Below are 14,889 nucleotides of genomic sequence, written 5' to 3' on the forward strand. Positions count from 1 at the left end.
AAGACGGCGTCGGCAACACTCCGCCGGCGCCGCCTTCCCTGGGGAGCAGATGCGAAAGCGACAGACACACGTCCCGCGCAGCCCCACGCGGGTCTCGGCCGGTCTGCCAACGGCCGAAAGGGATCTCTGGATCAGAGGGGATGACGCCCTCGCCGCTCATGCGGCGGCATCCTCAGCGGGCTCGGGACCATACACATCGGGACGAAGGCGGTGCCGGCTGACGCCGGTGGCTTCCTCCACCTTCAAGACGTGCTCCGCAGGAAGCGGTTTACCGCGTCGGACCCACTTCCAAACAGCTGCCTGAGATGTGCCCAGAAGCCGCCCAAGCGCAGATTGGCCGCCGGCTGCGTCAACAGCATCGGACAAAGCTTGATTCGGAGTCGTGAGGCTCGACATGCACACTGCCTACAGCCATGGTTGTAAATGAGTCAACAGACACTCGCCCCTACAGCGTAAAAACTTTGGCTGTAGGTTGCCGCTGATGGTCGATGGTGAGCGACTCTCCTCCCGTATGCAGTCTCTGGGTTTGTCTCAGTCCGAACTGGCGCGCCGCGTCGGCGTGGCTCAGCAGACGATCTACAAGCTCATCACGGGCGCCTCTCGTAGCTCATCGCACCTTCATCGGATCGCAAGAGAACTGAATACTACGCCTGCATTCTTAACGGGTGAGACCGACGATCCCGATCAGAGTGCGCCTCCCAAGCCAGAACTATCCCACGATGAACTGGCACTAGTTCAGTGCATTCGGGAGATTGAGGCGCCGGACCGGGAAGCCTTGCTGCATCTCGCGCGCTCCTTGCCGAGGGCCGATCGGAGCGCGGCTCTCGCTAAGAGCTGGACGGAGGTGCTTCCTCCGGAACGCGCACTGGCGCAAATGTTCGAGGGCCTGCTGATGGCGATGGATCGTCAGCTTCCTCTGGACGAACAAGGCAAGCTGCTTGCGCGGCGACTGCCCATCGGTCTGTCGCAGCTCGTAGATCTGCTGCCCGCTGGAACGGTTCCGGCCGGCTCCAAGCCGCGCCGGTCGCGAGCCACTCCTGCTCCTGCACGGCAATGATGGTGGCGCAACGCACCTCACATGGCACGCACGCCCTCCGGCACCCAGGCGTCGATCGGTACACGACCTCTTTCATTATCGTTCCTCTCCCGCGGCTACTTGGAAGAGGAAGGCTAAGCGGGGCTTTCTCAACAAGTTGTCGCGCGCGAGAACGGTTTGAACGCGCGTTTCTGACAGTCCAGTGACTTGGGGGCGTTACCTCGTTTGCTTGGACATCGCCCGACCAATCGTTGTCGTAGACTTCGAAACCACAGGTCTCGACCACAGGCGCCACCAGATCATCGAATTGGCTGCAATACGCCTTTTACCGGGGCAAGCGCGAGGAGCATATCTGCACCGCCTAGTCCGTCCTGCCCGCAAGCTCTCCGCCCGAATTGTCGAATTGACAGGGATCACCGATCGGGAGCTTGCTAGTCACGGTGTCGACGCTCCAGCAGCATTGCAGGCGCTTGTCGACTTCATCGGCAACGATCCCGTCGTAAGCTATAACGCAGCGTTCGACATGTCGTTTCTACATGCCGCTTCCACTGCATATTCGCTTTCCGTGGCCAAACGCGGAGGTCATTCTTGTGCCCTCCGCCTGGTACGCAAGGTCATACCGGGTCTGCCGTCCTACCGCCTCGCCGAGGTGTCTCGACGCCTAGGTCTAAGTTTGGACAATCATCATCGCGCGGTCGGAGATGCGTTACGCGCTGCTCAGATCTATCGCATTTGCGCGCATGCATATTTGAGCGAGAGGGCGCATTATAGACCGGGTATCGTCGGGGTGTCGCCAGCTGGCGGAGGCTTATGAACTTCGCATTTCCGCTCCATCTCGATCACTACGGCGGAGGGTACCTCCTCCGCTGGGGTAGCAAGTTCTAACTTGCCATCGTCCAAAACTTCAATCTTGGTCGCCCGCAGCGGCAGCAGCAGGGTCGGACGCCATATAGAACGTCATGCGATAAATGTCGCGAATGACAAGCAGGTTGATGACGGTGGCAACTACACCCGCCCCATGGGCGAATGATAAAAAGTACTGAGAGGCGGAAAAGTGTCCTTTCAGAAGAACGATGATGAACACGGATATGAATGTCCAGAAGAGCAACCAAGCGCTTGAGTTTATCTCCCTCCGTAGCGGTGAGGCGTGCTCGCGTTCGATCCTGCCGCGCTCTTCCGGATCGTCAACGGCAGACTGAAGTGACCGGGTAATGGATAGGTGAACGTTAGCGACAGAAGCGAAGGTAATAGTCATTGTTACAGCAAGCAGCGCCAAAACTTCGTGAGTAACGTAGCCTTCAAGGAATTTATTGGTTGCGAGAATATCGGGTCGGAAAGCCGTGACGACGCAAACCCCTATTGCCGTCGCTATCGATATGCCTTCCGCTGAGTCACGTGTCACCGAACAGCCTTCCAATTACTCGTCGAACAAACCCCTGGCTTTGCACCGTGGGCATGTCCTCATCAGGCACCTTCTCTGTCACACGTCCTTGGCTGGATGAGTAAAGGATCTCATTCTTCGCCCCGCGGACCTCTCGTTCGCCTGCCCCTTGCTCAGCGACTTCAGCGCTGGCGGTCATCAAGGGGCCATCCAGCTTAAGCTTCCCGGGCGGCGCTTCGAAAATCTCCTTCAGGGAGCGACTGTTCGCTTCCTTCTGAATCGCTGTGTAAAATTGCTGCGCTGACTCAAAGCCTTCGAAAGCGTTTGGCGGGACAAATTTAAAAGTGACTTTTCGTATCTCACTTTTGTGTCGGTGCACAACCTCCCAATAGGTTTCAGATCGTTCAAAATACCTGACGAATGCTCTCCAATCCCTAAGAGCGGTCTTGTGAAGAAGGTGGTCAAAAAACGACTCCAGGACTCGTTTTGGGTCGCCAACAAACGAGTTGTTCTCCATCCAAACCACTTGCGCCTTGTCTAGCGAAATAACGCAAAGAGACGGTTCATGGTCCTCGGCGAAGTAGTTGCTTAAATCCTCATGTCGTAGTTCTACTTGTCGTTCGCGCGCAAAGAAGCCAGCGGCAAACCCGAGAGGTGAGTCTATCGGTGTAAAGGTGTAAATGGACTTGTTGTGGACGAACTTGAGAGGCTCTTTGAAGGAGGCGGAAAGGTATTCTGTCCTGCTAACAAAGGTGTTTTCATCACCCATCTCGGATAGAAGCTCGAGATCTTCCTCGCGAGCGAGTGATACGCGCATCTTTTCGAATGTTGGCATTTTGCTCCCCCGTGAGAGGGACTACTCAGAAGCGCTTGCTTGCGTCAATCCGTCTGCCGGGCTGTCAGGTGCGTAGCTCCGAGCGGGTACCGATGGGGTATGGCCGTTAAGGTGCTTGGCTGAATTTAAGCTCCTCCGCGCGTAATTCGACGATGCGGCGGAGGGTGTCTCCGGCGCGTCGCATCTCCAGCTAAGCGCTAGCACCCGTGCCCAATTGACAGCCAAGTCGAATCTGAAACAACTGGCCTTCCGAACAGGAGGGGCAAAAGACATGTACGGAAAATTGTTGATCGCAGCCGCTGCAATGGGCGTCGGCTTTGGATCCGGAAGTTCCGCTCTGGCACAAAAAGTTCGAGTTTATACTCAGAAAATCGATGCCGCTGTGCTTTGTGGTAGCGAGTACGCAAAATATGAATGCTCCACCACGCGGAAACACATGCGATTACAAAAGGCTGACATTGAGCTGGAGCAGAGCGGGGGTGTCCCGAACCACATGAGCGTTCTGGGAATGGTGTATTCTGATCTTTCAGGCACCAAACTTAGCCAACGATCGTGCGTCCCGGGCTCAGCCAATGTCTTCACGACAGCTGATCTTTCTGAGCCTACCAAGCCAACGCCCTTCCTTTTCACCAAGAAAGTGGACACGAAGATTTCGGCAGCCCTTGAAGCGAACGTTGTGGAGGCGATGCGGCTCGCCAATGTGCCGGAGCCTGCACTCAAGAGGCTGGCTGCTCAGTTCAAGGCTACGTATGCGAGTACGGCGAGCAGGGGAAACTTGATCAAGGGAGAGTTTTATCGCCTCGCCTTGAAAGATGATGTTGTACGGGCGATCCAGGATTCCGCCACAACGAACCCTGCTGCGAAATCGTGCGCTGCCGTTCTACGGGCTGACGATAACGCGGGGCTGATCTATTCAATTGCGGTAATCAAGCTAGACAGCGCTACTTATACATCTGATGTTGCGAGCACCGTTGCCGCTGAGTTTACGGCAAAGGTCGCCGGGAGGGCACCAGGTGCTGACATTGCTGGGCTCACAACGAGTATCACAAATGAGGTTACAACCGGATTGAAGGCAGCGGTTGGCACCGCCTACCGCGTAATCTCTTGGGACTATCTCGACGCAGATAACATTTCGGCGACCACCGGGCCCAATTAACACACGGCCGAGTCATTTCGTCCGGGAATTGCTCCGCTGAATAGGGGTATCAACGCCGCTGTAAGGCCATGGAGATCGCGACCGCGGCGGGGAATGCCTCCGCCGTGGTTGGCCGGCGGCGTTCTTTAGCAAGCGCCGTCGCGCGTCCGATTTGGCTAGCGCAGTAACGGTGACCGCGCATACTGTCAGCCATGAGCTGGCTGCGATCGATCTTTGAGCCGAAGGCTGTCGAACATTGGACAAGCCCTGGCGACAAGGCGGCGCATCGCCGTGAGCGAAAACGGCTCTCTGAAAATCATTATAATCGTGCTCATGCTATCGCTGCATGGCTCCTCGCAACCTTGGTGGCAGTAAATGCAGCTACGTTTGCGACTGACTTGGGCAAGGTTCATCCAGAGCCATTCGTCGCCGGGATCGTGTTAGCAATCCTTTCAGGCTTTGCCTCGTGGCAGGAAGCGCAAGATAAAACTGGCCTTTATTATATCGAGAGCCTTCCAGAAACAGCAGTCACCGATCACGGTCGCAAACTTTCCCGAAGGTGGAGGTGGCGCGGCACGGCGCTACGGCTTGCTGCAAGGGGACTAAATTGGGCGTCGCTGGTGGCGTTTTTAGTAGGATGTTGGCTTAGTACGTGATGTGGGTCGAACTCCGTGCCGCGTCTACCCCACGAGCTCAGGCGCGGGTAGCTTCTTAATCGGCGCGGGTACGACGATGGCGCTACGTCGCCAAAGACCACGGGAACGGTGGAGGGTATCTCCGCTGCACTGCCGCTTGCATTTGGCGGTCTAATTCTCGTTTCGCTCACGGCAAAGAGGAGAACCCTACCAACGTCAGGTTCATACCTGTGCTTTTCGCAGGATACTCGCCTCGATCGTGACCGCGCGGGCCTGCGTCTCCCGAAGAACATGGATCAACGACAATCACCGGAAACCCGTTAGATCATCACGCATCGCTGGCCTCCCCACTGGCCCTCCAGCGACTGCGAGACTTGCGTGCTCCCGCCTAAACCGGAGCATCTTGTGTCCAGCGAACCCAGCCTAGTGCTTGAACCTATGGTTCGTAGGCTCTCGTACTGGTCCAAGTTGAACGCTGATGATCGCGGAGCCATCCTAGACCTCCCACACAGGGCAAAGCTCCTTGAGCGGCACGGCTACATCGTGCGGGAAGGAGAGAAGGTCTCACAGTCCTGCGTGCTGCTCTCGGGGTACGCGATCAGGCAAAAGATCGTCGCGGGAGGCGCACGACAAATCGTCGCGGTTCACATGAAGGGAGATCTCGTGGACCTTCAGAACTCCTTTCTGGGAACCGCGGATCACAGCGTGCAGGTCCTCACTGACAGTCAGATAGCCTATATCCCTGCCGAGGCTTTGAAAAAGCTCGCCTTCGATCGCCCGACTGTCGGAATGGCGCTTTGGCTCGACACTCTTGTCGACGCCTCGGTCTTCCGCGAGTGGATCGCCAATGTCGGTAGACGAGACGCGCACACACGCATCGCGCACCTCCTTTGCGAGTTTGCCCTCCGGCTCAAAGTCGCCGGGCTGGGTGAGGCGACGGAATATGAACTGCCGATGACACAGGAGCAGATTGCCGACTGCACAGGCCTGACTCCGGTTCATGTGAATCGGACCTTGAAGGCGCTGGAGGTCGAAAAGCTGATCGAGAGGCGGAGCGGCCGCAGCGTTACAATCGGCGATTGGAGGAAACTGGCCGCTGCTGGGGATTTCGACAGCACCTACCTTCACCTGCACGAGAACGAGGGGGCGCTCACCGTGCGTACACCAGGCGTGCGTCGCCCCGGAAGGGCGTGAGGCGACGGCGAGTGTCTCCACCCGCGATAGCTCTTGATGTCATGAAAGGGCGAGCGCTGGCTAACTTACGTTGGCCGTGAGCGGCGCAGGTTGTGCTAGAGATCCGGCATCGCTGACCAGTTTCGGGCGTTAGCGACTGAGAGATCTTTCGTGCTCCCGCCCAGAAGCTGGAGTTTGATGTGGGTAGATACTTCTTCCATTTGCGCGACCACACTGACGAGATGCTTGATCCGGATGGAGTCGAGCTATCCGGTATTGTGGAAGCATGCAGTGTCGCACTCGAGGCAGCGAGAGACACGCTGAGCCATGACATGAAAAATGGAGTGCTGGATCTCCGTTATCGGATCGACGTGGAGCATGCAGTCGCGGGCCTGGTGCACTCTCTGCCCTTCAAGCAGGCCTTCTCAGTGATCGAGTTGGACTAGCTTTCTAGGGTATTAGCCTAGCAGAACCGGGTATCGGCGCCTCCGTGATGCGCAGAATTGCTTGATCGCGGCGGAGGGGTTCTCCGCCATTCTGTATCTTCTGCCTTGGAGGCCAAGCCTTGGTTCCCTTCTTGATCTTCGCCCTGACGGCGCTGCCCGCTGTCGGCGCGTACTTAACCGGCGAGCCGTGGCGCACGATCTTTGTCCTCATTACGGTACTGGGGGCTTCAGTGAGTTGGTGGTGGAGCCGCCGACAGGATGGCGAGAACCGCGAGCTGGTCGCTAAGGTTGAGGAGTTAAAAGCGCGGACCAAGGTTGAGGACGCTTCGGCCCCGGGTATTCTGGGGCAGGGTGAACTAGCCACGTGGAGCTACGCTCAACTGGTCAGCCGCTTACGGCTGGATCGCTTCATCCGGTAAGTCTGGCGTTCTCTTTCTGTTCCGTTCTATGCGGCGCAGATGGTCGGCCCGCCGAAAAGACTCGAGGATCTGAGCAAGGTCGAAGGTGCGGTGCGCTTCACCTGCCGAGCGTGCACGGCTGTCCGAACAATCGGCCTGGATGAGGTGATCCGCGCGCGATTGATCGCCAAGCTATCGACGGATTGGGAGGCTGTACGGCACGGATCGACATGCCCGGTTTGTGAAAGCCGGAACGTCCGGGTCGATGGTGTGCCGTTCGGCGAACGCAACCCGGAGGTGAGGGCGCGGCGGGCTGAAGCGCGGCGGCTACATCTTGCCTTGCAGGTGCTTCGCGATGCCGCGCCGCGCGGAGCCTATATGCCCGTGCCGGCGGTCCAGCTCGCTCTTCGTGTGCTTCACCCCTTCGTCGGCGATCAGGAGCTGCTCAGAACCTATTGGGATCAGGTCATGGGCGCGCAGAAGGATAGTCCATGTGGCGGCGGACAGCTGGCGTTTCGCTGGCTCGTCACTCGCCTGATCGATCGCGGCTTCCCCGTCGCGGCCGAGTTCCAGTGACGGCAAGATGGTTCACTGGCACGATGAACGGTTTCCCCCTATGTTCTTTCGCGGGGGCGAGGGGAAACGATGGGCGTGGATTTTCAGCCGCCGGCGGCATTGCTTCGACGCGACCAAGTGCTTGCCTTCATCATCGAGCGGATCGCGCGTTTTGGTGTCAGTCCGACCTATGAAGAAATCAGCGCCGAGCTTGCGGTTAGCCCGTCCCGCTCAAAGGAGCTTGTCGCGCAGCTGATCGAGCGCGGGATCGTCGAGAAGACGCCCGGCGGACAACGCAGCCTACGGGTTCGAGATGTCGCAGGGTCACGCAACGCGCTTGAGGCGGTGATGCGCAAGCTGGGCTGGATCACAGCCGAGCCGATGGGCGGCCTGCAGCAGCCCTTCCCGAACGGGCAGCTACCGATGGTCCCGCCGTTCGAGCATTTGCCGGACGTCGACTAGCCGAGGCGCCCTCATGACCATCACGACCGACCGGGAGCGCCAGCGCTTCAATCATCTGGTGCTAGGCCTGCCAAGGCCAAAGCCGGCGCGGACGCGCAAGACGCGGCGAAGCTCACCGGCGATCGTCGAGCTTCAGCCCGGAATTGAGGAGCGCGTCCAGCTGCGCGAGCGCTGGTCGCACAAGGCGCAGGGCACACCCGAGACACACGACCACGCCGATCGCGCGCGCCAGCGGCCGGGATCGCTCGCCCGCTTGTATGCGACCGGCGCGATCGACGCCGACCAGCTCGCGGCCGCGGACGAGATCGCGGCAGCATATCGGTCTATCACTGCCGGCGTCACCATCAAGACCGCGAGCCTTGAGGCGCGCATTGATGGCGGCGCGCATGGCCGCGCAGAGCACCATGCGCTCGGCGCCGTTTTTGCCGACTTCGCCTACGATTGGTGGCGCTCGGCGGTGGGCAGCTCGGCCGAGGCACTGCTCGCGATCATCGTCCACGATGTCGGGCTGACGATCGTCGCTCGGCGCTACGGCCTCAGCATGCACCGCGCGCGTCGCATGCTCACCCAAGCGCTCGATCTGTGGTGGACCGGCCGCGGCACCACGAAGCGGGCCGCTCGCGCCGCGATCGCGCCCGATCACCCCTGACCGTTTGGGAGGTGCCCGAACAAGCGGGGCGCGAAATCGACACGCAGACGGCAAAAACGACCCCGCCACAGCTGCGTTCGGAGCCCGCCATCGAGCGGGCTTTCGCATTTTGGAGCCTTCCAGATGCCCCAGCCCAAGTCCCTCTACGACGACCTCGTCAGCGTCAGCGGCGATCTAGACGTGTTGATTGCGGACATGAGCAACGGCCGGCCGTCCCAGACAAGACACGACGGCCACGTCGACCAGGTGGAAGAGCTCGCCGCGCGCTTGCGCAAGGCCGCACGTGGCCCTGGCCGATCAGTCAACCCGCCGCTCGCCAAGGTTGGCACCGGCTACATCTGGTGATCCGATGATCAACGCGGCCAAGGCGCTTGCCGACCTCCACGCCATGCCGGGCGAGATCGTGGCCGTTCCGAAGGCGCAGTTCGCGGAGCTGCTACGCGAACTGGCGCTCCGCCAACCCGACCCGCATAGCCTGACGCTGTTCCGCGTCGTGGGCGGCACCGCCGCATGACTGACGCCTCGCACCCCGCGGCCGTCGAGGTCGGCGACGCGCTGTATCTGCGCGATGCCAAGGGCAGCCTGGTCCCAATCACGGCCGTAAAGCCGGTGGATCTGCTGATGGACGAGACGGTACGCGCGATCATCAGCCGTGCGATTGACGCCTCCGCCTTGGTCAGTGCGTTCAAGCACGAGACCTTTGCCAGCATCGCCGCGCTGCAAGCGCTGATCGCGCAGAACTATGGCGCCACGCTGGGCGGCAAGAAGGGCAACATCACGCTGACGTCGTTCGACGGCTGCCAGAAGGTCCAGCTTCAGGTGGCCGACCTAGTCGAATTCGGCCCCGAATTGCAGGCGGCGAAGCTGCTGATCGACGAGTGCCTCGCGCAGTGGGCGGCCGACAGCGGCGTCGAGATCCGCGCGCTAGTCAACCGCGTCTTCCAGGTGGACAAGGAAGGCCAGATCAACCGCGCCGAGCTGTTCATGCTGATGCGGGTCGAGATCACGGATGAGCGCTGGCAGCGCGCCATGACGGCGATCCGCGAAAGCATCCGCGTCATCGGCTCGCGCGAATACGTCCGCTTCTATGCGCGGCCGAAGGCGGACGCGCCGTGGCAGGCGATCACCGTCGACCTCGCGGCCGCATAGGCGCAGCGCATTGGGGAAGCTGAAGGCGATCGGCAGCCGCCTGGGTTCGCTCAAGCCGGCGTTGGGCATGCTGCAGCCGATCGAGCGTACCGAGACGCAGGAGCGGTCGCTCTTCGCGCCGTGGCGCAAGCTCTACAACACGGTGGAGTGGCGGGCGGTGCGCCTGCGCGTGTTCGCTCGGGATCTCTACACGTGCCAGCGGCCGGGCTGCGGCTTCACCAGCGCCAACACGTCGCGCCTGATCGCCGACCACCGCGAGCCGCACCACGGCGACGAGCAGCTGTTCTGGGATGAGGGCAACATCCAGACGCTCTGCAAGCCATGCCACGATCGATGGAAGCAGCGGGCCGAGCGCGCCGGGATGAGGAGCTGACCGGGCAGGGGGGGGTGGGTCGATTCCTGACCGGTGCCGACCCCCTGTACCGGTCTCGCTGCCATTGAGAGAATTTTTCCTGTCGGGTGGTTTCGGGTGCGCACTTTGAGTGCCGTGGAGGTGCTTGTTGGCGACCCGCAAAACACCTTCCGAATGGGAAAGCATCCGGCTCGAATACTTAGCCGGCGACGATTCAATTCGCGAAATTGCTGATCGCTATGCAATTTCCGAGGCGGCTATTCGCAAGAAAGCGAAGGCCGAAGGGTGGAAGCGGCCGGTTCGCACCCGCGAACCAGTGCGCACTTTGCTGCCGGTGCCGCGGACAATCGCGCACGAGCGTCCAGCGCCATCCGAACCGGCGACATCGGCGCAGATCGCCGAGCACGGCCGTCAGTTGGTCGCGCGCATGTTCGACGAGCTCGACGCGGTGACCAGTTTCCAAGGCGAGCTCGAGACGTCTATCGAGATCCTCACCGGCGCCGACGAAAACGGCCAGCGCTACGACGCGATGATGAAGGCGGTGTCGCTGCCAGCGCGATCGCAGATCGTGAAGAACCTCGCTGCGACGCTGAAGACCATCAATGAGGCGGCCGCGCCGCAGCAGGGCAAGAAGGCTGCGGCGCAGGAGCGCGCCAACGCGGTAGGCAAGAAGTTCGGCTCGATCGGCGCGCCGACCGCGAAGACGATCAACTGACGTGCCGACCTGGTCGACGTCCTGCCCGGATTGGAAGGAGCGGATCCGCAGCCGGCGCACGCTGATCCGGTTCGACCCGCTGTTCCCGGCGTCGGCCGAAGCAAAGATGGCGGTGTTCAAGGCGCTGCGTATCGCCGACCTCGGCATCAACCCGGCGACTGACGAAACCTGGACGATCGGCGAATCGGCCGACGCCTGGCTGCTCGACTTCGCGGCCGCGTTCTTTGGTGCCTACAATGCCGAGACCGGCGAGCAGCTGATCCGCGAGGGGATGCTGCTCGTATCCAAGAAGAACACGAAGTCGACGATCGCGGCCGGCATCATGCTGACCGAGCTGATCACCGGTTGGCGACCGTCCGACGAGCTGCTTATCCTTGCCCCGACGATCGAGGTGGCAGGCAATAGCTTCAAGCCGGCCTGCGACATGATCCGGGCGGACGAGGAGCTGTCGGATCTGCTCCACATCCAGGAGCATATCCGGCTCATCACCAACCGCGACACCAAGGCGACGCTGAAGGTGGTGGCCGCCGACGCGGCGACGGTGTCCGGCAAGAAGGCCAGCCGGGTGCTCGTCGACGAGCTGTGGCTCTTCGGTAAACGGCCGAACGCCGACGCCATGTTCCGCGAGGCGACCGGCGGCCAAGTGTCGCGTCCGGAAGGCTATACGCTCTACCTGACGACACAGTCGGACGAGCCGCCCGCCGGCGTGTTTAAGGAGAAGCTGGCCTACGCGCGCGACATTCGCGACGGGAAGGCCACCAACAACGAATTCCTGCCGGTCCTCTATGAGTTTCCGGAGGAGATGCTTGCGGCTGACGAGCACCTCGATCCCGCCAACTTCTACATCACCAACCCAAACCTCGGCCGCTCGGTCAGCCAGAAATGGCTTGAGGCGCAGTTCAGCCAGATCACCAATGCCGAGGACGGCACCAAGCAGGTGTTCTTCGCCAAGCACCTCAACGTCGAGATCGGTGTCGGCCTGCGACACGATGCGTGGGTCGGCGCCACCTATTGGGCCCAGGCCAAGGCGGCAGTCGAGCTTTGGGACGGTTCGCTCGAGCAGTTCCTGCAGCTGGTCGAGGTTGCCGTCTCCGGCATCGATGGCGGCGGCCTCGACGATCTGTTCGGCCTGGCGCTGCTCGGCCGCCTGCGCGCGGATCCGCGCACTTGGCTCATGTGGAATCGCGCCTGGGCGCACGTCGACGTTTTCGAGCGTCGGAAGGACATTGTCAGCCGTCTGCGCGACTTCATGGCTGAGGGCACACTGATCCGGTGCGAGGATCCGACGCAGGATCTCGTTGAGGTCGCGGATCTGCTGGAGCAGGTGAAGGACGCCGGCTTGTTTCCGGACGAGGCCGCGATCGGGCTGGATCCGCAAGGCGTCGCCGCCCTGGTCGACGAACTATCGGGCCGCGGCTTCACCGCCGAGCAGATGGTCGCAGTGCCGCAGGGGTTCCGCCTGACCGGCGCGATCAAGGGTTCGGAGCGCAAGCTGAAGGACGGCACACTGATCCACGCGGGTCAGAAGCTGATGAACTGGTGTGTCGGCAACGCGAAGGTTGAGCCGCGCGGCAGCGCGATCCTCATCACCAAGCAGGTGTCGGGCACGGCGAAGATCGATCCGCTGCTGGCGGGCTTCAACGCCGTCGTGCTGATGACCCGCAACCCGCGGACGAACACCTTTGAATACACGGGGATCTGAGCATGTCAGCCAGCCGATACCAGCTGTCGCGGCGTGCGGCGGCAGCCGAGGCGCGCCGCGACCCGGGTGAGTTCAGTGGCACTGAAACAATCGTCGGAGCCGCGGACGGCCTGAACGATCCTACCGGCTTTACCGTGCTGAACCTGCTCGGCGCCGGCCGAGGCGCGCCGGCCGGCGAGCAGGATGCCATGTCAACACCGGCGGTGCTTCGCGCGCTCGAGGTGCTGACCGGCCTTTTCGCCATGACGCCGCTGATCTACTATCGCCGCGAAGGCGAGGATAAGGTCCGCGTCGATGACGCGCCCGAAGCCGTCATGCTGCGCACCCGCGCGAACGATGTTCAGAACGCCTTCCTGTTCAAGGAACTGCTGCTCGGCGACCTGATCATGACCGGGCGCTTCGGTGGCTATATCCACCGCGACCGGCTGTATCGGCCCGAGAAGCTGACCCGCATGGATCCGCGCGGCATTGCGCCGGCGCAGAGCTGGGACAAGGCCAACGGGCTCGAGGTGTTCTATGACGCGCAGCTGCCGGATGGCAGCCGCGAGCGGCTGACCCGCAACGACCTTTGGTTCGTGCCCGGCTTCTCGCGGGACGGCCTGATCGGGATCGACCGGCTGAAGATCCTGCAGGACACGTTCCAGGCCGCGGCCGCGACGTCCGCCTTTGCGGCTCGGTTCTGGGAGAACAACGCCCAGCCGTCGACCATCCTGACCGCGAAGGGGAAGGTCGAAGCACCCGAGAAGTCGCGCATCAAGTCCGACTGGCAGCAGCGCTTCTCCGGTCCCCGCAACGCCGGCAACGTGGCGGTGCTCGATCAGGAAATGGATGCCAAGTTCCTCGCGCACGACAACGCGAAGAGCCAGTATGTCGAGGTCCGCGCCTTCTACGTCGTCGAGATCGCCCGCGCGTTCGGCGTCCCGCCGCATATCGTTTTCGAGCTGAGCCGGGCGACCTTCTCCAACATCGAGCAGCAGAGCCTCGAGCTGATCCTCTACTCGATGATGATCCACTACGAGCGGGTGGCTGCGGCCGCGACGCACCAGTTCGCCGCGCCGGGTCACTTCTTCGAGTTTCTGCCCGACGCGCTGCTGAAGGGCGATATCAAGAGCCGGTACGAGGCCTACGGCTCCGCGATCGACAAGGGCATCCTCAACCCCAACGAGGTGCGCCGGCGCGAGAATATGAACGGCCGCGAAGGTGGCGACGAGTATCGCGTCGGCTCCGGTTCGATGCTCGAGCAGCAGCAGACCAGCGAGACGGTCGATCACCGCCCGCCCGAAGATCCCGCGCCGAAGCGCAAGCGCTCGGCTGACGACGAGGACGATCAATGAACCAGCACGTGCTGGCGGCCATCCGGTCGCAGCCCTGGGCGATCCTGCCCGGATATCTCGAGGCGTTAGAGGCGATCGCCACCCGCGTGCTCGATCACCCGGCGGTGCTTGCCGTGAAGGAAGACGGTCACCAGGAGCGCCAGATCTCGGCCGTGGCGCAGATGGGCGTCCGCGCGCCCGGCACCCGCGGGTCGATGCTGCGCGACGGTGTCGGCATGCTGCCGATCAGCGGCCCGATCTTCCCGCGCGCCAACATCATGACCGAAATGTCGGGCGCCACCTCGCTCGATGTGGCGGCAGCGGATCTGCGTGCGCTGCAGGCGTCGCCTGACGTGCGCAGCATTCTTGCGGTGATCGACAGCCCGGGCGGCGCCGTTGCGCAGGTAAACGACTTCGCGCGCTTGGTCGCCGCGTCGCCTAAGCCGGTGTCGGTCCACATCACCGGCATGTGCTGCTCGGCCGCCTATTGGATCGGCAGCCAGGCCGCGGGCGGCATGAGCATGGATCCAACCGGCGTTGTCGGCTCGATCGGCGTGCTGATCTCCACCTCCTACCAGGTGAACCCCGATGCGATGGGCCGGCGCGAGCTGGACATCGCCAGCAGCAACGCGCCGAACAAGCGGCCGGATCTCTCCACCGAAGAAGGCCAGGCGCAGATCCGCCAGATGCTCGACGGCATCGAGGAGATCTTCATTGGCGCCGTCGCGCGCGGGCGCGGTGTCACTGACGCTGTCGTGCGGCGAGAATTCGGCGCCGGCGGCACCCTCACAGGCAAGGCGGCGAAGGCGGCCGGCATGGTCGACCGCATCGAGGCCGATGGGCTCGACGGCGCGATCCGCCGACTGGCGAAAGCCGCTCCCGCAGCGCCCCGGCGGACGGCCGCGGCGAACCAGTTGGCGCTCGCGCAAGCCCGCGCGCTCGCCTGATCCAAG

Annotated in this window: 21 protein-coding genes; 18 read left to right on the plus strand and 3 right to left on the minus strand. The window is 62.0% G+C overall.

What is annotated here, in order from left to right; genetic code table 11:
• Window positions 1-156: 156 nt before the first annotated feature.
• Window positions 157-396 (minus strand): transcriptional regulator, encoded by a 240-nt coding sequence (locus SPMU_RS02925; RefSeq protein WP_088331777.1) that lies wholly within the window; start codon window positions 394-396, stop codon window positions 157-159.
• Window positions 397-481: 85 nt separating this feature from the next.
• On the opposite strand from SPMU_RS02925, the gene SPMU_RS02930 reads away from it, so the two are divergent.
• Window positions 482-1,057 carry a helix-turn-helix domain-containing protein gene (locus SPMU_RS02930; RefSeq protein ID WP_088331779.1) on the plus strand — a complete coding sequence of 192 codons (576 nt, stop codon included), beginning with the start codon at window positions 482-484 and terminating at the stop codon, window positions 1,055-1,057.
• Window positions 1,058-1,238: 181 nt separating this feature from the next.
• Complete coding sequence (locus SPMU_RS17520; RefSeq protein WP_088331781.1) at window positions 1,239-1,850, plus strand: 3'-5' exonuclease; 612 nt, start codon at window positions 1,239-1,241, stop codon at window positions 1,848-1,850.
• A 90-nt stretch (window positions 1,851-1,940) separates the two neighbouring features.
• On the opposite strand, the gene SPMU_RS02940 is transcribed toward SPMU_RS17520, so the two are convergent.
• Window positions 1,941-2,438 (minus strand): hypothetical protein, encoded by a 498-nt coding sequence (locus tag SPMU_RS02940; protein WP_140418387.1) that lies wholly within the window; start codon window positions 2,436-2,438, stop codon window positions 1,941-1,943.
• Window positions 2,428-3,252 (minus strand): hypothetical protein, encoded by an 825-nt coding sequence (locus tag SPMU_RS02945; RefSeq protein ID WP_088331785.1) that lies wholly within the window; start codon window positions 3,250-3,252, stop codon window positions 2,428-2,430. Before SPMU_RS02945 ends, SPMU_RS02940 begins: the two co-directional genes overlap by 11 nt.
• 271 nt (window positions 3,253-3,523) lie before the next feature.
• On the opposite strand from SPMU_RS02945, the gene SPMU_RS02950 reads away from it, so the two are divergent.
• The 16 genes from SPMU_RS02950 (at window position 3,524) to SPMU_RS03015 (ending at window position 14,883) form a co-directional block, all read left to right on the plus strand.
• On the plus strand, window positions 3,524-4,408 hold the full coding sequence (locus SPMU_RS02950; protein ID WP_140418388.1) for a hypothetical protein: 885 nt from the start codon (window positions 3,524-3,526) through the stop codon (window positions 4,406-4,408).
• Between the two features lie 191 nt (window positions 4,409-4,599).
• On the plus strand, window positions 4,600-5,043 hold the full coding sequence (locus SPMU_RS16610; RefSeq protein ID WP_140418389.1) for a hypothetical protein: 444 nt from the start codon (window positions 4,600-4,602) through the stop codon (window positions 5,041-5,043).
• A gap of 384 nt (window positions 5,044-5,427) precedes the next feature.
• Window positions 5,428-6,216, plus strand: coding sequence for a Crp/Fnr family transcriptional regulator (locus tag SPMU_RS02955; RefSeq protein WP_245832688.1), 789 nt, complete (start codon window positions 5,428-5,430; stop codon window positions 6,214-6,216).
• A gap of 179 nt (window positions 6,217-6,395) precedes the next feature.
• Window positions 6,396-6,641, plus strand: a complete 246-nt coding sequence (locus SPMU_RS02960; protein WP_088331791.1) for a DUF6894 family protein — start codon at window positions 6,396-6,398, stop codon at window positions 6,639-6,641.
• 131 nt (window positions 6,642-6,772) lie between these two features.
• Window positions 6,773-7,060: a hypothetical protein gene (locus SPMU_RS02965; protein WP_140418390.1), complete on the plus strand. Its 288-nt coding sequence runs from the start codon at window positions 6,773-6,775 to the stop codon at window positions 7,058-7,060.
• A 39-nt stretch (window positions 7,061-7,099) separates the two neighbouring features.
• Window positions 7,100-7,615: a hypothetical protein gene (locus SPMU_RS02970; RefSeq protein WP_088331795.1), complete on the plus strand. Its 516-nt coding sequence runs from the start codon at window positions 7,100-7,102 to the stop codon at window positions 7,613-7,615.
• Window positions 7,616-7,684: 69 nt separating this feature from the next.
• A complete protein-coding gene (locus SPMU_RS02975; RefSeq protein WP_088331797.1) occupies window positions 7,685-8,056 on the plus strand; it encodes a LexA family protein in 372 nt (123 codons plus the stop codon).
• 13 nt (window positions 8,057-8,069) lie between these two features.
• Window positions 8,070-8,705, plus strand: coding sequence for a hypothetical protein (locus tag SPMU_RS02980; RefSeq protein WP_088331799.1), 636 nt, complete (start codon window positions 8,070-8,072; stop codon window positions 8,703-8,705).
• Window positions 8,706-8,828: 123 nt separating this feature from the next.
• Window positions 8,829-9,050: a hypothetical protein gene (locus SPMU_RS02985; RefSeq protein WP_088331801.1), complete on the plus strand. Its 222-nt coding sequence runs from the start codon at window positions 8,829-8,831 to the stop codon at window positions 9,048-9,050.
• A gap of 4 nt (window positions 9,051-9,054) precedes the next feature.
• Entirely contained in the window at window positions 9,055-9,219 is a 165-nt protein-coding gene (locus SPMU_RS16830) for a hypothetical protein (RefSeq protein ID WP_169715617.1), read from the plus strand.
• Complete coding sequence (locus SPMU_RS02990; protein ID WP_088331803.1) at window positions 9,216-9,854, plus strand: DUF3164 family protein; 639 nt, start codon at window positions 9,216-9,218, stop codon at window positions 9,852-9,854. Before SPMU_RS16830 ends, SPMU_RS02990 begins: the two co-directional genes overlap by 4 nt.
• Before the next feature lie 10 nt (window positions 9,855-9,864).
• Window positions 9,865-10,227, plus strand: coding sequence for an HNH endonuclease (locus SPMU_RS02995; RefSeq protein WP_245832689.1), 363 nt, complete (start codon window positions 9,865-9,867; stop codon window positions 10,225-10,227).
• 127 nt (window positions 10,228-10,354) lie between these two features.
• Complete coding sequence (locus SPMU_RS17170) at window positions 10,355-10,921, plus strand: hypothetical protein (RefSeq protein ID WP_245832690.1); 567 nt, start codon at window positions 10,355-10,357, stop codon at window positions 10,919-10,921.
• Between the two features lies 1 nt (window position 10,922).
• Entirely contained in the window at window positions 10,923-12,623 is a 1,701-nt protein-coding gene (locus SPMU_RS03005) for a terminase large subunit (protein ID WP_211275698.1), read from the plus strand.
• A gap of 2 nt (window positions 12,624-12,625) precedes the next feature.
• Entirely contained in the window at window positions 12,626-13,957 is a 1,332-nt protein-coding gene (locus SPMU_RS03010) for a phage portal protein (RefSeq protein ID WP_088331805.1), read from the plus strand.
• Entirely contained in the window at window positions 13,954-14,883 is a 930-nt protein-coding gene (locus tag SPMU_RS03015; RefSeq protein WP_088331807.1) for a S49 family peptidase, read from the plus strand. The genes SPMU_RS03010 and SPMU_RS03015 overlap by 4 nt, the downstream gene beginning before the upstream one ends.
• Window positions 14,884-14,889: the final 6 nt, after the last annotated feature.

Origin of the sequence: Sphingomonas mucosissima (assembly GCF_002197665.1) — a bacterium.
GTDB classification, from domain to species: Bacteria; Pseudomonadota; Alphaproteobacteria; order Sphingomonadales; family Sphingomonadaceae; genus Sphingomonas; species Sphingomonas mucosissima.